19 protein-coding genes and 1 pseudogene are annotated in these 24,879 nt (G+C 51.6%); 5 read left to right on the top strand and 15 right to left on the bottom strand.

The window, feature by feature from the left end; all coding sequences use genetic code 11:
* Nucleotides 1-6: 6 nt before the first annotated feature.
* The 4 genes from fusA to ACHZA1_RS04700 all read right to left on the bottom strand — a co-directional run bounded on the left by fusA (nucleotide 7) and on the right by ACHZA1_RS04700 (nucleotide 5,322).
* Nucleotides 7-2,076 (bottom strand): elongation factor G, encoded by a 2,070-nt coding sequence (gene fusA, locus ACHZA1_RS04685; protein WP_394701074.1) that lies wholly within the window; start codon nucleotides 2,074-2,076, stop codon nucleotides 7-9.
* 70 nt (nucleotides 2,077-2,146) lie between these two features.
* Nucleotides 2,147-2,623: a 30S ribosomal protein S7 gene (gene rpsG / locus ACHZA1_RS04690; RefSeq protein ID WP_320054079.1), complete on the bottom strand. Its 477-nt coding sequence runs from the start codon at nucleotides 2,621-2,623 to the stop codon at nucleotides 2,147-2,149.
* Between the two features lie 26 nt (nucleotides 2,624-2,649).
* On the bottom strand, nucleotides 2,650-3,069 hold the full coding sequence (gene rpsL, locus ACHZA1_RS04695) for a 30S ribosomal protein S12 (protein WP_131837878.1): 420 nt from the start codon (nucleotides 3,067-3,069) through the stop codon (nucleotides 2,650-2,652).
* 579 nt (nucleotides 3,070-3,648) lie between these two features.
* Nucleotides 3,649-5,322, bottom strand: coding sequence for a putative transporter (locus tag ACHZA1_RS04700; RefSeq protein WP_320054080.1), 1,674 nt, complete (start codon nucleotides 5,320-5,322; stop codon nucleotides 3,649-3,651).
* Between the two features lie 462 nt (nucleotides 5,323-5,784).
* Between ACHZA1_RS04700 and ACHZA1_RS04705 the strand changes: the two genes are divergently transcribed.
* On the top strand, nucleotides 5,785-7,944 hold the full coding sequence (locus tag ACHZA1_RS04705) for an elongation factor G (protein ID WP_320054081.1): 2,160 nt from the start codon (nucleotides 5,785-5,787) through the stop codon (nucleotides 7,942-7,944).
* A gap of 75 nt (nucleotides 7,945-8,019) precedes the next feature.
* Here the strand turns inward: ACHZA1_RS04705 and ACHZA1_RS04710 are convergent, their stop codons facing one another.
* The 7 genes from ACHZA1_RS04710 to ACHZA1_RS04740 form a co-directional block, all read right to left on the bottom strand.
* Nucleotides 8,020-9,345 (bottom strand): ATP-binding protein, encoded by a 1,326-nt coding sequence (locus ACHZA1_RS04710; protein ID WP_320054082.1) that lies wholly within the window; start codon nucleotides 9,343-9,345, stop codon nucleotides 8,020-8,022.
* Nucleotides 9,335-10,672 carry a sigma-54 dependent transcriptional regulator gene (locus ACHZA1_RS04715; RefSeq protein ID WP_320054083.1) on the bottom strand — a complete coding sequence of 446 codons (1,338 nt, stop codon included), beginning with the start codon at nucleotides 10,670-10,672 and terminating at the stop codon, nucleotides 9,335-9,337. The genes ACHZA1_RS04710 and ACHZA1_RS04715 overlap by 11 nt, the downstream gene beginning before the upstream one ends.
* Before the next feature lie 41 nt (nucleotides 10,673-10,713).
* The gene (locus tag ACHZA1_RS04720; RefSeq protein ID WP_320054084.1) at nucleotides 10,714-11,064 is read right to left on the bottom strand and encodes a helix-turn-helix transcriptional regulator; all 351 of its coding nucleotides are present in this window, start codon (nucleotides 11,062-11,064) and stop codon (nucleotides 10,714-10,716) included.
* A gap of 438 nt (nucleotides 11,065-11,502) precedes the next feature.
* On the bottom strand, nucleotides 11,503-13,836 hold the full coding sequence (locus ACHZA1_RS04725; protein ID WP_320054085.1) for an FtsX-like permease family protein: 2,334 nt from the start codon (nucleotides 13,834-13,836) through the stop codon (nucleotides 11,503-11,505).
* A 26-nt stretch (nucleotides 13,837-13,862) separates the two neighbouring features.
* The gene (locus ACHZA1_RS04730; protein WP_320054086.1) at nucleotides 13,863-14,555 is read right to left on the bottom strand and encodes an ABC transporter ATP-binding protein; all 693 of its coding nucleotides are present in this window, start codon (nucleotides 14,553-14,555) and stop codon (nucleotides 13,863-13,865) included.
* A gap of 121 nt (nucleotides 14,556-14,676) precedes the next feature.
* Complete coding sequence (locus tag ACHZA1_RS04735) at nucleotides 14,677-15,930, bottom strand: HlyD family efflux transporter periplasmic adaptor subunit (protein WP_320054889.1); 1,254 nt, start codon at nucleotides 15,928-15,930, stop codon at nucleotides 14,677-14,679.
* 27 nt (nucleotides 15,931-15,957) lie between these two features.
* Entirely contained in the window at nucleotides 15,958-17,256 is a 1,299-nt protein-coding gene (locus ACHZA1_RS04740) for a TolC family protein (protein WP_320054087.1), read from the bottom strand.
* Between the two features lie 239 nt (nucleotides 17,257-17,495).
* Between ACHZA1_RS04740 and ACHZA1_RS04745 the strand changes: the two genes are divergently transcribed.
* A complete protein-coding gene (locus ACHZA1_RS04745) occupies nucleotides 17,496-18,434 on the top strand; it encodes a DMT family transporter (protein ID WP_320054088.1) in 939 nt (312 codons plus the stop codon).
* On the opposite strand, the gene ACHZA1_RS04750 is transcribed toward ACHZA1_RS04745, so the two are convergent.
* Nucleotides 18,431-18,898, bottom strand: a complete 468-nt coding sequence (locus ACHZA1_RS04750; RefSeq protein WP_320054089.1) for a hypothetical protein — start codon at nucleotides 18,896-18,898, stop codon at nucleotides 18,431-18,433. The two genes, ACHZA1_RS04745 and ACHZA1_RS04750, sit on opposite strands and share 4 nt — an antisense overlap.
* Before the next feature lie 108 nt (nucleotides 18,899-19,006).
* Here ACHZA1_RS04750 and ACHZA1_RS04755 point away from each other — a divergent pair, with 108 nt between their 5' ends.
* Entirely contained in the window at nucleotides 19,007-19,408 is a 402-nt protein-coding gene (locus tag ACHZA1_RS04755) for a helix-turn-helix transcriptional regulator (RefSeq protein ID WP_320054090.1), read from the top strand.
* 77 nt (nucleotides 19,409-19,485) lie between these two features.
* On the top strand, nucleotides 19,486-19,761 hold the full coding sequence (locus ACHZA1_RS04760; protein WP_320054091.1) for a DUF4884 domain-containing protein: 276 nt from the start codon (nucleotides 19,486-19,488) through the stop codon (nucleotides 19,759-19,761).
* Between the two features lie 185 nt (nucleotides 19,762-19,946).
* Here the strand turns inward: ACHZA1_RS04760 and ACHZA1_RS04765 are convergent, their stop codons facing one another.
* The 3 genes and pseudogenes from ACHZA1_RS04765 to ACHZA1_RS04775 form a co-directional block, all read right to left on the bottom strand.
* Nucleotides 19,947-20,558, bottom strand: coding sequence for an NUDIX hydrolase (locus ACHZA1_RS04765; RefSeq protein ID WP_320054890.1), 612 nt, complete (start codon nucleotides 20,556-20,558; stop codon nucleotides 19,947-19,949).
* A gap of 174 nt (nucleotides 20,559-20,732) precedes the next feature.
* A pseudogene (locus ACHZA1_RS04770) lies at nucleotides 20,733-21,299 on the bottom strand (HAD hydrolase-like protein); the annotation flags it as partial.
* Between the two features lie 177 nt (nucleotides 21,300-21,476).
* Nucleotides 21,477-22,172 (bottom strand): hypothetical protein, encoded by a 696-nt coding sequence (locus ACHZA1_RS04775; RefSeq protein ID WP_320054092.1) that lies wholly within the window; start codon nucleotides 22,170-22,172, stop codon nucleotides 21,477-21,479.
* 252 nt (nucleotides 22,173-22,424) lie between these two features.
* On the opposite strand from ACHZA1_RS04775, the gene ACHZA1_RS04780 reads away from it, so the two are divergent.
* Complete coding sequence (locus ACHZA1_RS04780; protein WP_320054093.1) at nucleotides 22,425-24,782, top strand: UvrD-helicase domain-containing protein; 2,358 nt, start codon at nucleotides 22,425-22,427, stop codon at nucleotides 24,780-24,782.
* The last annotated feature ends 97 nt before the right edge of the window (nucleotides 24,783-24,879 follow it).

Raw genomic sequence — 24,879 nt, forward strand, 5'->3', positions numbered from 1 at the left:
TGTTGATTATTCTACACTCTTAATGCGGCCTTGAGACTTCTCAATAATGTCCTTGGCAAGGTTTTGCGAAACCTCATCGTAGTGAGAGAACTCCATTGTAGAAGTTGCACGACCAGAGGTTAGAGTACGAAGCACGGTTACGTAACCGAACATCTCTGATAGTGGCACCTTAGCCTTAACAACACGTGCACCACCTCTTGAGTCCATGTTTACGATTTGACCACGACGCTTGTTGAAGTCACCGATTACATCCCCCATGCTCTCTTCTGGAGTAACAACTTCAACCGACATGATAGGCTCTAGAAGCACTGGACGTGCCTTTGGAGATGCCTGACGGAAGGCGTTACGTGCACAGATTTCGAACGAAAGGGCATCAGAGTCAACTGGATGGAACGAACCGTCCTTAAGGGTTACCTTTAAACTCTCAACAGTGTAACCTGCCAAGCAGCCATTAGCCATTGCCGAAGCAAATCCCTTTTGGATTGATGGAATGTATTCCTTAGGAATGTTACCTCCTTTAACAACGTCAACAAACTGAAGACCTACGTGATCTTCGTCTGCGGGTCCAATCTCAACGATGATGTCGGCGAACTTACCACGACCACCAGTTTGCTTCTTGAACACTTCGCGGTGCTCAACCTTTCCGGTGATAGCTTCTTTGTAGTTAACCTGAGGAGCACCTTGGTTGATTTCTACACCAAATTCACGCTTTAGACGGTCTACGATGATTTCAAGGTGAAGTTCACCCATACCGCTAATTACAGTCTGTCCTGACTCTTCATCAGTTCTTACTGTAAAGGTTGGATCTTCTTCCGAAAGTTTATTAAGAGCTACACCAAGCTTATCAAGGTCCTTCTGAGTCTTAGGCTCGATAGCAAGACCAATAACAGGCTCAGGAAAACTCATCGACTCAAGAACAATCTTGTTGTTCTCTTCACAGATGGTATCGCCAGTGCGAACATCTTTGAAACCAACTACTGCGCAAATGTCACCAGCTTCGATAAACTCTACTGGATTTTGCTTGTTAGCGTGCATTTGAAAGATACGCGAAACGCGCTCTTTCTTGTTCGAACGGCTATTGTATACGTAAGAACCTGCATCAATACGTCCAGAGTAGATACGAACGAATGCTAAACGACCTACAAATGGGTCAGTTGCAATCTTAAATGCTAAACCTGCAAGAGGTTCTTTTGCATCTGGGTGACGAACTACTTCTTCTTCAGTATCAGGGTTCGTTCCAACTACTGAATCCACGTCCATTGGACTTGGAAGGTATTGAATTACGGCATCTAGTAGGTATTGAACGCCCTTGTTCTTGAATGAAGAACCACACATCATAGGAACAACCTTCATAGCGATGGTTGCCTGGCGAAGCGCAGCGATAATTTGATCTGGAGAGATCGAATCTGGATCTTCGAAGAACATTTCCATCAGGGTGTCGTCGAATTCAGCGATAGCTTCAACAAGCTGACCTCTGCATTCGGCAACCTCTGCTTCTAGTTCCGCAGGAACATCAACAACCTTGAAAGGATCTTTCTCGTTGTTACTATCCCAAACGTAGGCTTTCTTGTAAACTAGATCGACAATACCGCGAAACTTATCTTCTGCTCCGATTGGAACAACGATAGGTACAGGATTCGCGCCAAGGCGCTCCTTAACCTGCGCAACAACGTTGAAGAAGTCTGCGCCAATACGGTCCATCTTGTTCACGTAACCAATACGTGGAACTTTGTACTTGTCAGCCTGACGCCACACTGTTTCCGACTGAGGCTCAACGCCACCAACGGCACAGAAAGTGGCAACAGCGCCATCGAGAACACGGAGAGAACGTTCTACCTCAACGGTAAAGTCTACGTGACCTGGGGTATCGATAATATTAATCTTATGAGTTTTATCACCGAAATTCCAAAAGGTAGTAGTTGCAGCAGAGGTAATGGTAATACCACGCTCCTGCTCCTGTACCATCCAGTCCATGGTCGCGCCACCATCGTGCACTTCACCGATCTTGTGAGTCTTACCGGTGAAGTAAAGGATACGCTCGGTAGTTGTAGTCTTACCTGCGTCGATGTGCGCCATGATCCCGATATTTCTAGTATATTGTAAATCTTTGCTCATGAATGCTGTACCTTTTCGTCAAATCTGTTAATTAAAATCTGAAGTGAGCAAATGCCTTGTTCGCTTCAGCCATCTTGTGCATATCTTCGCGACGCTTGTATGCACCACCCTCCTCGTTAAAAGCAGCCATTACTTCTGCAGCAAGTTTCTCAGCCATGGTACGTCCCGAACGCTTACGAGCGTAAAGGATAAGATTTTTCATAGCAAGAGACATCTTTCTCTCAGCGCGTACTTCGATTGGCACTTGGAAAGTTGCACCACCAACACGGCGAGACTTAACCTCTACGTGGGGAGTTACGTTATCAATTGCTTTTTTCCATATTTCTAAAGGAGCCTTTTCTGAGTCCTTCATCTTCTCACCTACTAGATCCATTGCATCATAAAAGATGGTGTAGGCAATACTCTTCTTTCCATCCAGCATCAGGTTGTTTACAAACCTGGTTACAAGGGTATCCTTGAACTTGGGATCTGGAAGTAGAATCCTTTTTTTAGGCTTCGTCTTTCTCATCTAACTGATTTTCAAATAATTTTTAATTACTTCTTTTTGCCTTTTGCTGGAGCAGCAGCTGCGCCACCTTTACCTGCCTTTGGCTTTTTGGTTCCATACTTAGAACGACGTTGGTTACGCCCTTCTACACCAGCGGCATCTAATGCACCGCGAACTAGGTGGTAACGAACACCTGGGAGGTCCTTAACACGACCACCGCGTACTAGCACGATTGAGTGCTCTTGAAGGTTGTGACCTTCTCCTGGAATATAGGCGGTTACCTCTAAACCATTGGTAAGACGAACACGAGCTACCTTACGCATAGCTGAGTTTGGCTTCTTAGGGGTTGTGGTATACACGCGTGTACATACCCCACGACGTTGTGGGCATGCGTCCAAAGCAGGAGCTTTACTCTTGTACTCCTTCTTTGTCCTTCCTTTTCTAACTAACTGTTGAATAGTAGGCATAAAAGTTACTTGCTTTTGTTTTGTAACGATTCTAGGTACACTTTAACAAATTGGTTTGCAAAGGTATTTCTTTTTTTCATTAACGCCAAGCATTTAGACTCTTATTTAAAAGTATTTTGATTGCTTTTGAACCATTTACGATGGACTATTTCAACGTGTTTCACACATCACCTGTAGCGCCTCAATCTTTTCCTTACAATATATGTTTCTGTGACACTTACATAGATTACGCTCCAATATGCGTGTTTAAAACGAAAACAGTATAAAAGAACTAGAACTCAGGTCAAATTCTATCAAAAAAACATACAATTTACAAATATTTAGCTTACAAGAGTCGCTAAAAACATCCTTTCCTGCAAAAAACACCCTGATTAACGATCCTTCCCCTGTCATAATAGTCTCCAGAAAATCTACATCGGCTGAAAAAACAAGAACAAAACTGCCAATACGTATCGATCGAATGAGGTGTCGATAAATTCTACAATTATTATAGGTATAGTACAGTTGGTGGCCTGCTAAAAATCGAAGTTTAGCGCATCCTCCCGTTTTGCATCAATAACACGCAAAGAGACCAATCCGTTACATAAAGATGAGCAAGATCAGTTGGGCGATAATCACCCGGATAAACATGCACAGCGGATATACCGTAGCGTACGCCACCGAGGGCACGTCACTTTCGGCAGTAGTATTGGCGTAGTTTAGCGCCATGGGGTTGGCCATACTCCCGCAAAGCATACCGCTTACGGTTGAGTAGTCCATTTTTCGCACCGTAAGGGCATACGCACCCACCAGCAAAACGGGCAGAACGGTAAGAATAAATCCGACACCAAGCCAGATGAGCCCCTCGGCACGGAATACGGTTTCAAAGAAATGCTTACCGGCATCAAGCCCTAGGCAAGCGAGGTATAGGCTGATCCCAACGCCCCGCAGCATTAGGTTCGCGCTTTTGGTGGTATAGGTAATGATATGGAAACGGGGCCCGAATGCCCCCATTAGAATACCTACAACGATAGGCCCTCCCGCCAAGCCCAACTTAATAGGAAGCGAGACCCCCGGAATGCTAATTGGAATAGATCCTAGGATTAGTCCAAGTACAATGCCGATGAATATGGCCACCAGGTTGGGCTCGTGCAGGCTCTTAACCCGGTTTCCCAACTCCTGCTCCACCTCCTTAATCGAATGCTGGTTGCCGACAACCGTAACCTTATCGCCCAGCTGCAGCGTTAGGTCGGGAGTTGCCAGCAGATCAATTCCCGAGCGGTGGATTCGGGTGATGTTAACCCCAAACCGATTTCTCAGCCTCAGCTGCGAGAGTTTCTTACCGTTGATCTCCGAACGGGTGATGATGATACGCTGCGACACCAGCTGCGAATCGATCGCATTCCAGTCGATATCGCTCTTGTTCCAGTCGTACTCCACCTCCTTGCCAAACAGGGTTGTTAGCGCCCTCAGCTCCTTCGGGTCGGTTATCACCAAAACCTTATCGCCCTTACTTAGGATGGTTTCCGAATTTGGAATGATAACATTATCGCCATGCCACACCCGCGAGATGACAAACTTCTTGGTGATGATCGAAGCGACCTCCTCCACGCTCTTCCCGTAGATGGCGGGATTGGAGACGTAGAAGCTGGCAATAAAGGTTTCACTCTTCGAGAAGTCGTCGGCTGCTTGCCCCCCAGCCTTTGCCGACGAGACGAGCTGGCGCAGCACAACCAGCCCAAGGATTACGCCAACCACCCCCAACGGATAGGTCACCGCACAGCCCAGCGCAAGGTCGGATTGCATGGCGGCCTCCCCCGAAAGCTGCTTCAAGGTTTGCTGGGCAGCACCGAGCGCAGGTGTATTGGTTACGGCGCCGCAAAAGATACCGGTAAGCTGCGGAAGCGAAATGCTGGTGGCAAAGTAAAAACCAAGCATCATTAGCGTACCAACAGCAACCACCCCAAAGGCCAGCGCGTTTAGCCGTATCCCTCCCTTGAAGAACGAGGCAAAGAACGACGGCCCCACCTGAAGCCCTAGCGCGTAAACGAAGAGAATTAGGCCGAAGCTCTCGGCGTAGCTAAGAATTGTTGGATCTACCGAAAAGCCCCAATGCCCAGCCAAAATCCCAACAAAAAACACAAACGTCACCCCCAACGAAATGCCGAAAGCCCTAAGCTGCCCCAAAGAAAGACCTACCGCGATGATGGTTGACAGCAGCACCACCGCCTGTATAACCGAGTGATTAACGAATAAAGTCCCAAACCATTCCATATAGATGCTGAGGATTAAGTACCTTAATATTCAATTCAAAAAAAGTTCAACAAATGTAATCACTAAATAGGAAACTTCGCGGTCGTTAAGCACACGGCAGCCGCTGGGAAAGATTTGTAAGCTTCGGAAGACGTACAGCAACCACCGGGAACTTTTCGTAAGCTTCGGAAGACATACAGCGACCACTGGGAGTTTTTCGTAAGCTTCAGAAAGCGTACAGCAACTGCCGGGAGCAAAGCATCAGCAGAGATTGGCCAACTAGAAAGAATGAAAGAAGCCCCTACAAGCGCCATAACCGCACTTCATTAGCCATATAAAATTATTTTCAAAATTTATTACATCTATTTAACGATTTCAGTGCGTTTTCTCAATCTTTTTAATAACTTTCGAATCGTCATCGGCACCAAAAAATCTAAAAGAGCTGATGACTGTACACCCAACAACTAAAAAAAACGGTTTCATATGAGAACGTACCAAACTAATGAAATTAAGAATGTGGTTTTGCTCGGCAACTCGGGTTCCGGCAAAACCTCCATAGCGGAAGGGATGCTCTACGAGGGCAAAGTCATCGACCGTAGAGGAAGTGTTGACGCCCAAAACACCGTATCGGACCATACAGAGGTGGAGCATATTTACAAGCGTTCTATCTTCTCTACGGTACTCTACACGGAATACCTCGACCGCAAGCTCAACATTGTTGACACGCCTGGCTCCGACGACTTCTCGGGCGGCGTATTCTCGGCATTCAGCATCGCCGACACTGGAATTATGGTGATTAACGCCGTAAACGGAGTCGAAGTAGGCACCCAAATCTTTGGCCGCTACGCCGAAGAGTACGACAAGCCAATTATCCTAGCCGTCAACCAGCTCGATCACGAGAAGGCCAACTGGGAGAACACCCTCGAATCACTACAGAAAACCTTCGGCAAGAAGGTTGTTTTAATCCAATACCCCATTACCACAGGTCCAGGCTTCGACTCCTTCATCGATGTGCTCACCATGAAAATGTACAAGCACGACGGCGATAGCGGCGTAGTACACGACCTGCCTATCCCTGCCGAGGAAGAGGAGCGCGCCAACGAGCTGCACAACGCGCTGGTTGAAGCATCGGCCGAAAACGATGACGCCCTAATGGAGATGTTCTTCGAAAAGGGCACACTATCGGAAGAGGATATTCGGGTAGGACTCCGCAAGGGAATCGCCCACCGCGACGTATTCCCCGTTATTTGCCTTTCGGCTAAGAAGGATATCGGCATCCGCCGCATGATGGAGTTTCTCATCAACAATACCCCTAGCCCCAACCAAAAACCAAAGCCAACTACCGTTGATGGCACCGAAGTTGCCTTCGACGCAGCAGGTGCACCCTGCATCTTCGTATTCAAGACACAGATTGAACAGCACCTTGGCGAGATCAGCTACTTTAAGGTAGTTTCGGGTAAGATTACCGAAGGGATTGAGCTTACCAACAACAATAACGGAACACGGGAAAAACTGTCGCAGCTATATGTTACCGCTGGTAAGAATAGAGCGAAGGTTCCCGAGCTGCTTGCTGGCGACATCGGCTGCACCGTTAAGCTGAAGAGCACAAAGACAAACCATACGCTAGCGGGTAGCGGTAAGAACTGGAAGTTTGCACCGATGAAGTTCCCTGAGCCAAAATTTAGAACGGCTGTAAAGCCAAAGAATCAAGCTGACGAGGAGAAACTCGGCGAGTTGCTCAACAAGGCACATCAGGAAGATCCAACCATACTGGTAGAGTACTCGAAGGAACTTAAGCAAACCATTCTATCCGGGCAGGGCGAGCATCACCTTAACATCCTGAAATGGCAGCTATCCAACAACAATAAGCTGGAGATTGAGTTCTATGCGCCTAAGATTCCATACCGCGAAACCATAACTAAGGTGGCCAACGCCAGCTACCGCCATAAGAAGCAGTCGGGCGGTGCCGGACAGTTTGGAGAGGTGCACATCATCATAGAGCCAATAGTTGAGGGCGTAGAGGCCAAGTCGAAATTCAAGATCGACGGCAAGGAGCTTAACCTTAACCTGAATAAGGGCAAGGAAGTTCAGCTGCTGCCATGGGGCGGAAGCCTAGAGTTCTACAACTGCATTGTGGGCGGTGCTATTGATGCCCGTTTTCTGCCAGCCATACTAAAGGGTGTGATGGAGAAGATGGAGGAAGGTCCGCTTACCGGTTCGTACGCCCGCGACATCCGCGTGTACGTGTACGACGGCAAGATGCACCCAGTAGACTCCAACGAGCTTTCGTTTAAGCTGGCCGGCCGTAACGCCTTTAAGGAAGCCTTTAAGAATGCTGGTCCTAAGATTATGGAGCCAATCTACGACGTTACGGTGCTCGTACCTGCCGATAAAATGGGTGATGTGATGAGCGACCTGCAAAACCGTAGAGCCATTATCGAGGGGATGAGCAGCGCTAAGGGGTTCGAGAAGCTAACGGCAAAGGTTCCGTTGGCCGAAATGCACAAATACTCGACCACGCTAAGCTCGCTCACCAGCGGTAGGGCTACCTACAACATGAAATTCTCGAGTTACGAGCAGGTGCCTTCCGATGTTCAGGAGAAGCTGCTGAAGGCCTACGAGGCTGTGGCTGTAGAAGAATAGACATCCTAAATATCAACTATAAAAAAGGAGGCGCTTCGAAAGGAGTTCCTCCTTTTTGCATGTTAATCGCAAGTACTACAACTCAACTACAAAACGCGTGCAACCTGGCATAGAGGTAAAACTGATGTTTCCGCCATGCGCTCGAACGATCTGCTGCGAGTGGCTTAGCCCAATACCCGACCCCTGCGCTTTGGTGGTAAAGAAAGGGATGAAGACCTCGTCGGCAATCTCATGTGGGATACCATAGCCGCTGTCCTCAACGGATAGGCAAACCCTATCGTTATGTAGGCTAGCCCCAATTTTAACTGCTCCAACGCCGTCAATTGCCTCGACACCGTTCTTCACGAGGTTCAGCATTACCTGAATCAGCATCGCCTCGTCGACCATAAAGACGAAGGGGGTGGCTGGAGGATCAACCAAGATGGAAATACGGTTCGAGCGGAATTGGGATGCCAGAATACTAATTCGATCCATGAAGTCGCCAACGGCAACCGCGCTCAGGTGCAATTCGGGCAGCTTTGTCAGCATGCGGTACGAGTTCACGAAGCTAACCAGCGAGCGGCTTCGCTCCTCTATTACGCTTAGGCCACGAAGGGTGGAGTCGACAAGCTGGCTATCGGGGCTCACCAGCTCCTGATTCCATAAAGAGAGCAGCGATTCGGATAGCGACGCAACGGGGGTAAGCGAGTTGGTGATCTCGTGGTTCAGCACCCGGATCAGCTTAGCCCAAGCATCGATTTCCTTACGTTCGAGCTCTCCCCGGATATCCTGAAGGGTCATCAGCACAAACGACTCCCCCTGAAGATCGACCGCTGAGCTATGCGCCACCACCTGAACAACCGATTCGGCAATAGGGATGGATAGAAGCCGCTTGCCAACATCGGGCTGCTGCATCAGCTGCTGGGTTAGCCCGTCGCAAACCCTATCGAGCTGCCGCAGGTGGGTAAGTACCGGCAGTTTGAACAACCGAAGTGCTGCTGCGTTGGCCTCGCGCACTACTCCATCACGGCGAAAAAGGATCACCCCCACATCTACCTGAGAAAGGATGTGCCCAAAGTACTTCTCCTGCAGCTGGCCATCTACCTTTACCTGATGCAGATGCCTATTGAGCCTGTTCAACGCATCGTAAAGCTTATCTAAGGTGACGTTGCCCACCTTTGAGGGGAATAGGATGCTGGTATCGTCATTCTCGACCGCGCGGACAAAGTAGAAAACCTGCTCGTGAATCATCCCCAGAAATCGGTAAAGTCGAACGACCGACCACAGGAGCAGCAGCACGCACACCACCCCAGCAGGGAGGCTCCACCTTAGTCCGAAAGAGGCACCAACGGCTGCAGCGGCAGCAACCACTCCCCCCACATGGGCGAGGACTTGCCAGTTGTAGCGCCGACTATAGCCCATACTTCTTTACCTTGTTGTAGAGCGTTTGACGCGTGATGCCGAGCTCGGCGGCTACGGCCGTCATGTTTCCGGCATTGCGCTCGATTGCCTGGGCAATGAGCCGCTGCTCCATCTCGTCGAGGGTTCCGGAGAACGAGGCTACAGGCGCTGCTGGCGAGGAGAGGCTGAAATCGTGCTCCGTGATGGTGGTGCCCTCCGAGAGGATCACCGCCTTTTCGATGGCATGCTGCAGCTCGCGAATGTTGCCAGGCCAGCAGTAGCGCTCCAGCTTCTCGACGGCAGCATCGGATAGGGTAACGCCAAACCTCCCGTACTTTTTGCCGTACTGCTGCAGGAAGTGCTGGGCGAGCAGCGCCACATCCTCGCGCCGATCGCGCAACGGGGGAACCTCGATGTGGATGGTGTTTATGCGGTAGAGCAGATCCTCGCGAAACGTACCATCAGCCACCATGCCCCAGAGGTTGCCGTTGGTGGCACATACCAAGCGCAGCTCTACGGGGATGGGGGTATTCCCCCCCACGGGAACAACCTGCCTGTTCTGCAAAACGGAGAGCAGCTTGGCCTGCATGGGCAGCGAGAGGTTGCCGATCTCGTCGAGAAATAGCGTGGACCCCGATGCGGCCTCCATTTTTCCTACCCTATCGGCATGGGCATCGGTAAAGGCGCCCTTGAGGTGGCCAAAGAGCTCGCTCTCGAAGAGCGCTTCGGGAATGGCCCCCATATCAACCGAGACCATTGGACGGCAGGCACGGGCAGACTGGCGGTGAATCTCGCGGGCAACCACCTCCTTGCCCGTTCCATTTTCGCCGGTTATCAGCACGTTGGCATCGGTTGCCGCCACGCGCGAGGCCATGTCGAGCACCCGACGAAAGGAGGCCGACCGCCCTACGGGTATGGGCTCAGCAACGGTTTGGGAGCTACGGTTGGCCTGGTTTTTCGATCGGCTTAGCCTCACCGCAGCCTTTAGGGTTTCCACCATCTTCCGGTTGTCCCACGGCTTAACGATAAAGTCGATGGCGCCCTGGCGGATGGCCTTAACGGCCAGCTCCACGTCGCCGTAGGCCGTCATCATCACCACCGACACGCCGGGTGCGGCCGTTAGGATTTGGTTGAGCCAGAAGAGCCCCTCGTTGCCATTGTTGATCCCTGCCCTGAAGTTCATGTCGAGCAGCACCACATCCACCGCCTGCTCGCGCAGCGACGCATGTAGCCCTGCCGGGTTCGAGAGGGTAACCACCTTGGCAAAGTGGGGCTTGAGCAGTACCGAAAGCGCCTCCAGCACGCTCCTACTATCATCTACAACCAGAACGATTTCTGAGTTCTTCATCACTGTTGTTTAGTCATCATCAGGCGAGCGAACAGCCGCCTCTACTTCTTTGCCCGTTCACGGATAAACTGCTCTACGGCGGCCATCTCCTCGGCAGGCAACCCCTCCACCAGCTTTACCAGCCCCACCGCGTTGTCCTTACGGCGGATGGACTGCAGGGCGTGGTTGGCGATATCGTCTTCCGACTTGCTGGGCGTCCATTCCAGCACGTCGTTGGGAGTGCAGTTCAGGCGAAGGCAGATCTGCTCTAGGTCGTGCAGCGCAACGGAGGAGTTGCGGTTGTTGGCCATGTTGAATGCCTTTGCCCGCTTGTAGCCCAACTTGAGCAGAAACGTAAAGGGCTTTGATCCGCCCTTAAGCAGCAGCACCCTCGATATGTCTAGCTTTAGCATAGCTGATGGTATTATTGGTTTGTAGCTTTTTTACCTCCCCAAGATACTACATTACCACGACACTTGTGCTGTCTGGAGCGGTATTTAATCCGATATTTCAGGCACATCACAATTAATTATCGATCATCAACCATAGTATTTCGGCATACAACCACTATTTAATAGTATCATTCCATATATTTTCGGTACTCAACCACTATATTCCGGTTATTAACCATCATTTAATGGTATATGAACGCTTGGTGGTGGTATCATACCACATATATTCGAACTTTCATCATATATTTTCAATACTTACTCATATAATATGAGATTTACATTTCCTTTTCCGAGCACTACTTCCGCTTCTAGGCGTTGGGGCTACCCAAAAGAGGGAATGCTGCCACGCCGGACAAGCGCCCCGCATGGTAGCATCAAGGTTCGCCCTAGCTAAAGGCGCTACTCCTTTCGCAGCACGGTCACCGGGTTTACCATGGCCGTTCTGAACGTTTGCGCAGCCACTATTACGAGCGCCAACAGCAAGGTTAGGACGATGGCCCCCGCAAACATCCACCACTCCATGTCGATACGGATGGCAAACGACATCAGCCAGCGATGCATGGCGTAGTAGGCTAGGGCAAAGCCCAGCGGAAGGGCAGGTAGGATGCGGACCAGCACGTACCGGATCATCGACCACACCGTTTCGCCGATGGTTGCGCCAAGCACCTTACGAACGGCCACCTCGCGCTCCTTTTGCCGGGCCACAAAGCGGCTGAGGGCCACAAGCCCCATCAGGGCCAGCAGGATTGCCATTACGGCACCGGAGACTATGATGTTGAAGATGCTCCTATCGCTGCTGTAGAAGCCATCCACCCAGTCGGATGCTTTGGTAAAGGTTAGCGGAGCCGATGGATAGTACCTATCGAGCACGCTCTTGATGTACTTCGAAGCCTCCGGCATGCGCTTGGGGTCTGCATGAATGGAGAGCTGGCCGAAAGTGCCCCACCCCGTGTTGTAGATGTGCGATGCAACACCACGGCGGGCAGACCCCCAACGAATATTGGCGGCAATACCTACAACCTGCATGGGCCTGCCATTTAGCAGCAGCGTAGTCCCCACCGGATTGTGCAGCTGCAAGCTTTTGACGGTCTCCTGCGAGAGGACGAGCGAGGTGCTATCTTGCCCAACGTTTCCCGTAAAACCGCGCCCCTCCACAATCCGTATGTTGTAGGTGTCAAAATAGTTGGCATCGCATCGCCGCTCGTCCACCGAGTATATCATGCTTTCGCCCGGCTTTTGCAGCCCCTCACCGCTACACCCTGCAAAGGGGACGTGATCGGAAGCGCTGGCCGAGATTACCAGCGGACTCTTCTTCAGCTCATCGACAATGGCTGCCATACGGGCTTTATCAACATTTTCGGGCATGACCACCGTTAGCACCCCATCTACACGGTAGCCCAGAGGAAGATTCTTCTCGAAGCGCATCTGCAACCACACCACCGTTATGGAGGTTAGGCAGAAGACCACCGCGGTAAACTGTAGCACCACCGAGCTTACCGTAAGCCGATGCCTCCTTTTAACGGAGTTTCGCTGCAGCTCGATGGGGCTGCACTTCGACAGGTACATCGCGGGATAGACCGACGAGGCAACCACCGCAAACAGATAGACTACAGCAATCCAAGGGTAAAAAGCAGGGTTGAGCAGAAACTTTTTGGGCAGGTTTACATCGAAGAAGGAGGAGGCAAAATCGCCAAAGAGGTAGAGCAGGGCAAAGCCAAGTGCAAACGCAAGGGTGGTAACCACCAGCGACTCCTCCATCAGCATCCAAAGGATGATCCGCCTATCGGCGCCGTTGGCCTTACGAATGCTAATCTCCTTTGCGCGACGCTCGCCCTTAATAATGCTCAAGTTTATGTAGTTGGTTATGGCAATCCCCAAAAGGAATAGCACCACCACAACAAGGAACACGAGGTTTATGCCATCCATTGCCTTCACCAAGTCGTAGTTGGCTTTAGTGCTGTAGTGGACCCTTGCAAAAGGCTCCATCTCGCAGGAATAGGCCAGCTCCCTATCGGGGAATCGGGCAGCCAAGTCGGCCGCAGCAACCTTGCTGCACTTATTGGCGGCATCGGCAATGTTTACCCCCTTCTTGAACAGCACATAGGTAGGAAACTCCAGCCCCTGCATCCCTTCGATTCGCTTTGGATGCATTCCGACCAGCACCTTGTACTGAAACATGGAGTTAAGCGGCTGATCCTCCACAACTGCAGCAACCACGCACGGCTCCTTCTCCACCACAAGCGACTTACCAACCGGATCGCCACTGCCAAAGATGCGTTGAGCTTCGGAACGAACCAGTATTAGCGAGTTGGGCTGAAGCGATTTTGCGCACAGCGTTCCGTACACCGGCCTCGCGTCGAAGATTGAGATAAAGGTGGAATCGACCATAAAGGTTCTCCCTAGCGCAACCATCTCACCGCCCGATTTAGTGGCCATTGGATCACCTAAGTCGTACAGCTGGGCAACCTTTTCCACCTCGGGAACACTTTCGAGCTTTTGCTTCAACGATCGCAGGCAGATGGAAAAGTAAGTAGCATCGCCGCCATTTTCCTTCCAAATCGAAAGCGGGCGGTAAATTCGATCAATTTTCGAATGATGCTTATCGTAAGAAAACTCGAACACCAAATGGGTGAGCAAGAAGATGGCTGCAGCAAGCCCCATGGCCAAACCTGCAATGCTGGTTAAGGTTATCCCCCTATCCCTAAAAGCTGCCTTTAACGTATGCTTCATCATGGCTTATCCTCAATTTTACGAAGCTACTATAGGGCCATGGAGGGTTTGGGCTCGTGCTGCATGATTACCTCGCCATCCAGCAGGTTGATTACCCGATGCGCATACGAGGCATCCCTGTCGGAGTGGGTTACCATTACAATGGTTGTCCCCTCGCGGTTCAGCTCGGTTAGCAGATGCATCACCTCCAACCCATTTTTCGAGTCGAGGTTACCGGTAGGCTCATCGGCAAGAATTAGGGAAGGATTGGTAACAACGGCACGGGCAATGGCCACGCGCTGCTGCTGGCCTCCCGAGAGCTGATTGGGGAAATGCTTCGCACGATGGCCAATGGCCATACGATCGAGCACCTGCTCGACCATCCTACGCCGCTCGGAAGCCTTATGGCTAAGATAAACCAGCGGCAGCTCTACATTTTCGTATACATTCAGCTCGTCGATGAGGTTGAAGCTTTGAAAGACAAAGCCGATGTTGCCCTTACGGAACGATGTTCGCTCGCGCTCCTTTAGCGCCGAAACCTCCGTCTCGTTAAAGGAGTAGCTACCCGATGTTGGGCTATCCAGCAGTCCTAGAATATTAAGCAGCGTAGACTTGCCGCACCCCGATGGCCCCATAATGGCTACAAACTCTCCCGATTTTATGGACAACGACACCTCCTTCAGCGCCATCGTCTCAACATCCGCCGCCCTGAATACCTTGGATAGTTTTTCCGTGTGTATCATGATTTCTCTTCGTTTATATTTTGCAGAATTGGGTAAGCAGAAAAGGAAGCACCACCACAAAAATGGGCATATCCTCAACCATTTCACACCCTCTTCGGCATTTTACGTTTAAAAGATTCTTTTACTTCTTAATAAGCAGCCTGCGGCTGGTTCCAAACAGATCGTAGCCGGATGTAATAACCCTCTCGCCAGGCCTCAATCCATCGAGCACCTCGTAGAACTGGGCATTCTGCCTTCCAATACGGATGCTTCGACGGGTAGCCTCCGCCCCATTCGGATCGACAACAAAGATCCACTGTCCGCCAGTAAGGTCGTAGAAGCCGCCACGAGGAATAAGCGTAGCCTCGGCGGGTTGCCCCAGCTGCACGTCGAGCTGATACGACTGTCCGGTGCGAAGATTCTCGGGTCGAGCCCCAACAAAGACCAGCTCTACACGAAATTGCCCTGAGCGTACCTCGGGAAATACCTTCCGAACCCGCAGCCTGTAGGTTTTACCCTGGCTCTCCAGCGAAGCTTGCAGGTCGGATTTCACCCTATCGATGTAGTGCTCGTCGACCTTGGCCTCTATCTTGAAGTCGGTAAGCACATTTACTTGCCCAATCTTTTGTCCGGTTGCAATGGATTGCCCCACCTCGGCCTCTAGCAAACCAAGCTGCCCGGTAAGCGGAGCCCTCACCACTAGGTTATCCATTCGCTGACGAATAAGGGCAAGGTTACGGCGCATGTTGGAGAGGCTCTCCTCCATCTGATGTACCTGCACGCCACGAAACGCCGAATCCTGCCGCTGACGCTCCACCACCAGCTCGCGGTTCTTTACCGCATACTCGTAATCCTCCTTAGCCTGTAGATACTCCTCCTTAGAGGCGAACTGCTCTCCGTATAGCTTCGAAAGCTGCTGATACTTCCGGTGCTTGCGCTCGATATCCAAATCGAGCTGCAACTTCTCGCGCTTCAGCGTAAGCCGCTCCTGCTCCATCTGTACTAGGGTATTCCGAAGGAAGTTTGACTTTTCGGCCAGCTGCGCCTCGCTCTCTAGAATGTTCAGGTTAAGCATAGGGTTACTCAGGTGCAGTATGGCATCTCCCTGCTTTACCATAGCCCCCTCTTCCACCTGCCGGCTTTGCACCATACCTCCTTCGATGGCGCTAAGCTGGATTGTAGTAATAGGCTGCACCTGCCCCATCAGCCTAACGTAGTCGTTGAATACCCCATGCTGAACTACGTCCACAGTTAACCTATCGGATTCGACCCGCGATGTTCCGCTATAGTCGGTCCCCAAAAAAAGCACGACAAGCCCAACAACGGCGATACCTAACCCTATATAGGCAAGCGTTCGCTTAGTTAACTTCGACTGCTTCTCAATAATCCTATCCATCGACATAATCCTGTTGATTTTATTGCTTTACATCTTTTCCACAAAAAGTTTTCCTCCAAAGTAAGCCACCACCCGCGCGTTGAGGGCGTAGAGCACCTGTGCCTTGAGCGCTTCGACTTTTGCTTTGAGAAGGGTATTGGCGCTGCTGTGCAACTCTATTATGCCAATTTGCCCATCGGCATACTTGCGCTCGTTGGTTTGGTAGGCCAGCAGCTGCGCCTCCTGCTGAAGGCGTGCCTGCGCCAACGCCTCGCGAGCCCCCTCAAATTCGGCCACCGCCTTTGCAACTTCGGCATAGAGCTGCTGCATGGTCTCATCGTAGGAGGCCTTTTCCATCTGACGCTCTAACTGGCTTCGCCGTATATCCGCACGAGACTTTAGACCATTAAAGAGAGGGATGCGCAGGTTAACCTCCACATAGTGGCTTGCCAAATCCTTCAGCTGGCGGGAGTAGGCATCATCACCACCCTTAACTAGGTCTCTAGAGTAGGATGTAGAGTAGCCACCCGACACCGATAGGGTTGGCAACGAGCGCCCTTTTGCCACATAAACCTGCAAGAGGCACCTGCGGAGCCGATACTCCGATTCCTTTACTCGGGGCTGCGAGGCGTAAGCCTGCTTGTAAAGGTTCTCTACCGCTACAGGGGCATAGGCAAAGCTATCGGGTTGACCAGAAGGAAGGATGAGCGTATCCGATTGGGGGAAAGACATCGCCTGCTTTAGGGTAACGAGTGCCAGCTGATGCTCGTTATGGCTGAGGGTAAGGTTGTAGCTATCGGTAGCACACTTAGCTTTAGCCTCAGCAACATCAGCCCGCGACTTAAGGCCCAACTCGGCCATGCGCAGCAGCTGCTGCACCATTCGCCCGCTCTGCGCTTGCTGCTCGCGAGCAAGCTGCTCCATGCCGCTCCTGAAGAGTGCATCGTAGTAAGCAGTAGCTATAGCCACCCCCTGGTTGTTGGCAACCTGCAGATGATGCTCCATGCCCGCCAACCGGTTGACGTTAGCTAGCCGGCTCCCATTTACCAAACTAAATCCGGAGAAAAGCATAAGATCGGCCCCAATGCTCATGCGGTTTCCAAAGATTCGGCTCTCGTTAACATACTCATTTGTCCGAGGATCGGGTAGGCGCCCAAAAGTCCACCCCGCTGAGGTGCTGGCGCTAACCGAAGGTAGCTGCCGCCCCACCGCTTCCTTAAGATCCTGACGGTATATCCCCACCTGTGCCGCCTCGCGCTGCATGGCAGGGCTATGTGCCACCCCATACCCCACACAACGCTCTAGGCTCCACGCGCCATCCTGCGCCTGGCAGGGAATTATCCCCATCGATATACTTAAATAGACAACCAGTCTTCTTATTGTTTGCATCGCTTACTGATTCGGTAGTTTCGTTTTACCCCATTCATGCCAACCGTATGCCCAAAACGCTACACCGCTAACGTTCAGCCAAGAGGCTCAAAGGGCTACTGCCAACATCGTCTATTTTTTTTACAGCAACGGGTGATTTTTTTACAGCAACGGCAAAGAGCGCTATCGCCATAAAACGGCTATCTTTGCCGCAAAAAATGCAACGCAAAGGCATCGCCTACGCCATCATATCGTCGGCCACGTTTGGGCTGCTCCCCCTCTTCTCGGTAACCGCCATGGGCAGCGGGCAAACGCCCTACTCGGTGCTCTTCTACCGTTTCCTGCTTTCGACGCTGCTCTACGGGCTTTTCCTGAAGCTGCGGGGCGAATCGTTTCGGGTAAGCCTCCGGCAGCTGCTGGAGCTGGTAGTGCTGGGTGCGGGGTGCTACGGGGGTACGGCCCTGTTCCTGATTCTTTCGTACGCCTACATCCCCACGGGGATAGCCACCACCATCAACTTCCTGTACCCGGTGATGGTAGCGCTGATCCTCTTCGTGCTGTTTGGCGAGCGACCCAGCTTGGGCATTGCAGTGGCCATTGTGCTGTCGCTGGGCGGGGTGGCGCTGATGGCGTGGAGCCCCGGGGCTAACCTTAGCCTGCGCGGCGTGGCTTACTCCTTCATCACCATCTTCTGCTACGGGTTCTACGTGGTGGGGCTGAACAAAACGGGGCTGCGCGAGGTAAGGGGAAGCACCGTTACCCTTTACGTGCTACTGGTTTCTACCATCTTTTTTGGAATTATTGCGCTTGCCAACGGCGGCATTGTACCCATAACGAGCCCTCGGGTGGGCGTAAACCTGCTGCTGCTGGCCATCGTGTCGACCATCATATCGAACCTGACGCTGGTGCTGGCCGTGAAGGAGATCGGCTCGACCTCGGCCTCGGTGCTGGGCTCGATGGAGCCGCTTACGGCGCTGCTGGTGGGCATCGGCTGGTTTGGCGAGGCGATATCGGGCTACCAGCTGGCGGGTATCGGCCTAGTAATTGCCTCGGTGCTGCTGGTGGTGCTGGGGAGGCGGAAGGATGATGGAAAGCGGCAACCAAAGAGCGGCGCCACAAGGCCAAACGCTAAAGTCAAGGAGGCAGATGTGCCCTAGATGCCTACCAAACAACCACCGCACTTCGAATATCTACAGCTACGGCAGCAAGCATACACCCTACGGATTGCCCTAACGATAGCAGCATTGCCGCTACATCCGCCGCTGCTAGCAGAGAGCTCAGCTACCTTGCAAGTAGATGCGGCGGGATAGCGAGTACCAACAAATACTTCAAGAGTACCTGCAAACAGGAAAGGAGTATCAACAAACATCTCGCGAGCATCCACAAACAGGAAAGGAGTACCAACAAACATTTCGCGAGTATCAACAAACAGGAAAAGAGTATCAACAAACACCTCGTGAGTATCCGCAAACAAGAACGGAGTACCAACAAACATCTCGCGAGTATCAACAAACAGGAAAGGAGTACCAACAAACACCTCGTGAGTACCTGCAAACAGGAAAGTAGCATCAACAAACATTTCGTGAGTACCTGCATACTCCTTACACGTACATGCAAACATTTATCGAGAATCTGCATCAATCTTTACATCAGTAGAAATTAGGAATCAAAAAAACGCTACCTTAGGCCTAACAACCTAACAGGTATAACCTTTCTAAGAGTTACGACTATGCTACGAATAAACCTTTCACGAGTTTTCAGGGCGCTTGGGGTGCATCGCCCTACGCGGTTTCTGGTGGAAAAGGGCTACACCTACTCTACGGCCCAACGGCTGGTGGTGATGAACCACTCGCGGTTCCGGCTCGAGGACTTGGAGCAGCTGTGCCTGAAGCTGGGCTGCACGCCCAATGACATCCTAGAGTGGGTGCCCTACCAGGATCAGGTGGAGCTGGACACGCCGCTCCAGCAGCTGCGCATCAAGTATGAGCCCTACTTCGACCACCTGCTGAACCAGCTCGACTACAGCGACCAGCAGGAGCTGCAGCGGCTGATGGAGGAGCGGATTGCCCTAAAGAAGGGGACGGCGAAAGTAGCCCCCTCGGTTTCGTCTGGCGAGCATTTGGTTGATTAAGTGTACCCCGAGCGAAGTCTAGGGGTACTGTTCTCTACTATTATTCCGACACATCTATCAAACAAACTACTATACCAATGAAAAGGACACTAGTTTTTTCGGCAACAATCGTTGGAGCTCTTTTGCTCCACTCGTGCACAATTCAACGCCCAATTACCGAAACGCCTCCGGCCAACAACAAAACTTACGAGGTTAGCTACCTCTTCGAGCACGATGGCTGCAAGGTTTACCGCTTCTACGACCAGGGGCACTGGGTGTACTTTACGAACTGCAAGGGCGAGGTAACCAGCATTAAGGCCGACTCGACCCAAGAACGGGTGGTGAATATCGTACGAACAAATACAGAAAAATAAGTTGGTAGTCCAATAAAGGTCGAAGTCTGGGACTTCGACCTTTATTGCTTTGGTTGAGGGCTAAATGTTTATCAAGAAAGATAGTACCACTAAACCAAATAATGAATCAACTACTGTCATAGGACTTCGGTTTCGCTCGATGCCGAAATTTCCCCCTATACTCCTCCCCAAAAAGCCAATGAACATTAGTCGAAAACGACCTGCCAGCTGGGGCCGGAGTGGTAGGCGTCGAAGCAGAGCTTTACCTGCGCTTCGGTGTTCTTTTCGAGCGCCAAGGGTGGCAGCTCGCCTAAGGCGAAGTAGTCGCTATGGGTGGTTTCGTTGTTGGAGACGAAGGCGCCGCCTACCACCTCGCATAGGACAAAGGCCTTGCAAATGCCGTAGGCGTACAGCGGGATGTTGTGCATGTTGCGATCCTGAACGGCGATAAGCCTAACTGGAACAACGTCGAGCCCGGCCTCCTCCTTCACCTCCTTAACCGTGTTGGCCTTTATCGTTTGGTTAACATCTACCCAGCCACCGGGGAGCGACCAGGTGCCGTTGGTTTCGCGCACAAGCAGAATCTTACCATCCTGAAAGATGGCAGCACGGGTATCGAGCTTAGGGGTTTGAAACCCCTCCTCGTTGCAGAAGACGCTCCTAACGTGCTCCATCGTTAGGCCCGACTTGAGGGTCATGATCTCAGCGGCAATCTCGCGCAGCCGCTCGAAGCGTTCGATATCAAAGGTATCTTTAGAGTAGGTAATCCCAGCCTGGGCGATAAACTGCAGTTCCATAGCCCACCTCAGCCAGGGCATCTGGGCAAATGGATCGGTATTCTTGCCTAAAAGATAGGAGATATCCTGGGGCGAATTGAAGTAGTGGGTGGCGTAGATGTGCCTTACGGAGTGGCATCCCCAGCGGGCAAGTCCAAAGTCGACGCCTGCATCGAGGGCGCACTGCATGTCGTAGATGCTGTCGCCGATGTAAAGCACCTCCTCCCTCTTGGCGCCGGCTAGTTCCATATACCTAAGGAGAGGATCGGGAGCTGGCTTCGGACGTGGGGTATCCTCAACGGTGATTACCATGTCGAAGTAGCTGGCTAGGGCAAAAGGCAGGAAGTCGGTCTTGTACTCCTTCCTATTTTTAGAGGTGATAATTCCCAGCTGGTAGCGCTGGGCCTTGAGCTCGTTGAGGAGATTGGCAATTCCATCGAATACGCTAATGGTATGGAAGTACCTCTTCATGCTATCGTTCCAAACCCTGCAACCCGCAGTAATATCCTCGAAGCCTAGCTCGCGCAGGGTAACCTCGCTTGGTATTCCAAAGGTGTACCTCAGCGATTCGATTTCTACCTTCCGATGCTGCAATTCGAGGATGGTGTCCTGAAGGGAGGCGAGAGCGGCGGTTTCGGTATCAATCAGCGTACCATCGATATCGAATACGATGTGGGAGTAGGCCATTTTTGTTGGGGTTACGGTTTTGTTACTAGCGCCAAAGCTAGCAAAAATTCGGGGCTCGGGGACATTGTTGTTGAGCTGGCAGCAGGGCAAGGGCATTTAAAAATTACAAAACACAGAGTTCACAGAGTCTATTCTTTTCTGGTATTAATCCTTTATGATCGCAAGACACAAAGTCAGCCTGTGGCTACGCTCCTCCTCTAGCAAGAAGTCAGTAAGCAAAAAACGCCAGCAGTGCTGGCGCCGTACGCTAGTGCGTTAAAGGGTACAAGAGGGCTAGAAGATGAGTCGCCCCTTCTTTTTCTTAGAAGGTTTGGGACGAGGGGCCAGCTGGCGGCATCCAATAGAGGTTGGGGTGTACTTGCCGTGCTTATCTTCAGATGTGCCTAGGGTAAGCACAAGGCCAATGGTATGGGTAACGTACACCTCGTTGTATCCGTTAACAAAACCGTCGTGATTGTCGTTGTTGGTGTAGTTCATCAGCAGCTGGTACTGGAAGGCAACGCTACGGCTGTAGCAGTACTTGATTCCACCACCGATGGGAAGGGTGATGTCCGTTCCGCCTTCCATTCGGCTACCGCTGTAGGTGGCAACGCCAAGGCCTACAGCTAGGAACGGACGGAGCAGCGCATCCTTTCTAAAGATGTGCCCGTTGGCCAGCTTATAGTAAAGCAGAAGGCTGCCATCGGTTTTGGTGCCCAAGAAGGAAAATTGAGGTGACTTGTAGTAGCCATACTGCCCATAGGTGCAGAAAACGGCAGCATCGAATGAGGGGGTTAGGTAGCGGTTGAGCGACAAACCACCCAAGGGGTAAAAGGCGATGTCGGGATTTGCAATGCCACTACCAAAATCACCGTCGTACTCGTTCTTACCAAGAAAGATTCCGAAGGCCCATTTACGTTCCGGGTCTTGTGCATAAGAAGACGTACCCATCAAAAGAAGGAGAAGTGGTAAAAAAACTAAGTTTTTCATCATGTTTAAGTTGCGAGATCATACTCGTATAGTTAATATTTCTAGCCATATACATATATTAATTCCCTTCCCTTAAATGTTAGCAGCCATTCTAATTTACAGCCGAACGGTGCCGCACACCTTCTTAAATTTTGGACGAAGTTATAAAAAAATACAGCTAAGCCCAAACGACGGAATTTTTCGGGCGACTATGGATTTCGCGTCAGATCAACGATAATGGGAGAATGCTTTCAACAAGGATAATTTTACTAAATGATTTGGTATAACCTTATGGGGTGGATACCTTTGCGGAGTAACGTAAACGAACAAAACGTGTCGAAGGATTTTTTAGAAGGATTAAGCGAGGTACAGCTTCAGGCTGTCGTAAACTATAACGGTCCGACGCTGGTAATTGCGGGGGCTGGCTCGGGGAAAACTAGGGTTCTCACCTACCGTATTGCCAACATGCTAGCCGATGGGGTGAACCCGCACTGCGTGCTGTCGCTCACCTTTACCAACAAGGCGGCGGCCGAGATGAAGGAGCGTATCAAAACCGTGGTGGGCGAAAAGGCGAAGTACCTTTGGATGGGAACCTTTCACTCCATCTTTGCGCGCATCCTAAGGGCCGAAGCCGATAAACTGGGCTACCCATCGACCTTTACCATCTACGACACCGCCGACTCGCGCAGCGTGCTCAAGTCCATCATCAAGGAGATGAACCTCGACGAACAGGTGTACAAGGTGAACGAGGTGCATAGCCGCATCTCGCTTGCCAAGAACAACCTGGTAACGCCAGCGGTTTACGCCAACACGTCGACACTGGTTACGATGGATGCGGCCAACCGCCGTCCGCGCATTGCCGACATCTACAAGAAGTACATGCAGAAGTGCTTTCTGTCGGGTGCTATGGACTTCGACGACCTGCTGCTGAACACCAACGTGCTCTTCCGCGACCATCCCGATGTGCTGAACAAGTACCAGAACATCTTCAAGTATATTCTGGTAGACGAGTACCAGGACACCAACATGGCGCAGTACCTGATCGTGAAGAAGCTCTCGGAGCAGCATAGCAACCTCTGCGTGGTGGGCGACGATGCGCAGAGCATCTACTCGTTCCGTGGGGCGAAGATCGAGAACATCCTCAACTTCCGAAACGACTACCCCAACTACCAGCTCTTTAAGCTGGAGCAGAACTACCGCTCGACGCAAACCATCGTGAATGCGGCCAACAGCATCATCGCCAAAAACAGCAAGCAGATTAAGAAGAAGTCGTTCTCGGCGAAGGATCCGGGCGATAGAATTAAGGTGCTAAAGGCCTACACCGATCAGGAGGAGGGCTTCTTGGTGGCCGGATCGATATCCGACATTATATACAGGGAGCACTGCGAGTATCTGGATTTTGCCATCCTCTATCGGACCAACGCGCAGTCGCGTATCTTCGAGGATGCGCTCCGCAAAAAGAACATCCCCTACAAGATCTACGGGGGACTATCGTTCTACCAGCGTAAGGAGATTAAGGATATGGTGGCCTACCTCCGCCTTATCATCAACCATAACGACGACGAGGCGTTTAAGCGCATCGTCAACTACCCTGCTCGCGGGATTGGCGACACCACCCTCACCCACTTGGAGCAGGCTGCCGCCGCCAACGCCACCAATCTTTGGACCATCGTAACGCAGGCGCCACTCGACAAGGTGGGGCTCAAAGGCGGAGCCATCAAGAAGCTGGGCGAGTTTTCGCAACTCATACAAGGCTTCCAGTCGGCCATCTACACCGAAAGCGCCTACGACTTTGCGCTGATGGTGGCCACGCAAGCGGGCATCATTAAGGACCTGAAGGAGGATAAGACCAACGAGGGGATGTCGCGGTTCGAGAACATTGAGCAGCTTTTTAACGGCATCAAGGAGTTTGAGGAAAACGCCAAGGAGAGCGGCGAGCCGCTGCCCATCACCATCGACAGATTCTTGGAGAATGTGGCGCTACTCACCGATGCCGACAGCGAAAAGCCAGAGGATAAGAATAAGGTTTCGATGATGACCATCCACTCGGCCAAGGGGCTGGAGTTTAAGCATATTTTTTTGGTGGGATTGGAGGAAAACCTCTTCCCCGGACAGATGTCGAGCCAGTCGCAGGACGACTTGGAGGAGGAGCGCCGCCTATTCTACGTGGCCGTTACCCGTGCCGAGATTACCGCCACCATATCGTACGCGCAAAGCCGCTACAAGTGGGGCAACATCACCAGCTGCGTTCCCAGCCGCTTCATAAAGGATATCGACAGCAGCTACATCGACTGGAACGAGGATAGCCTGCTTGGAAGCCTACCATCTTCGTCATCGGGCGGAGGTAACAACTACAGCACGCAGCACTTTAAGCCTAAGGCCAACACCATATCGGCACAGCGCACGGTTGCACCAACGCCTCAACACCACCCGGTAAGCGCCATCACCGACCCTGCCGACATGAGCGAACTGGAGGTAGGCATGGAGGTGGAGCACGAGCGCTTCGGCTTCGGAAAGATAGAGGCGCTGGAAGGCTCGGCTCCCGAAATCAAAGCTACCGTTGCCTTTACCGTTGCCGGAAACAAAACGCTGCTGCTGAAGTTTGCCAAGCTGAGGATTGTAAAGAGATAGCGAGAATACGCATCAATAGTAAAGCCCCGAAGAATTTGATATTCTTCGAGGCTTACTTTTTTAATCCCTCAACAAAAAGAGAAACTGTCGGCTCAGG

The sequence above is a fragment of the uncultured Acetobacteroides sp. genome, from assembly GCF_963667355.2.
In the GTDB taxonomy this organism is placed as follows: Bacteria; Bacteroidota; Bacteroidia; order Bacteroidales; family ZOR0009; genus Acetobacteroides.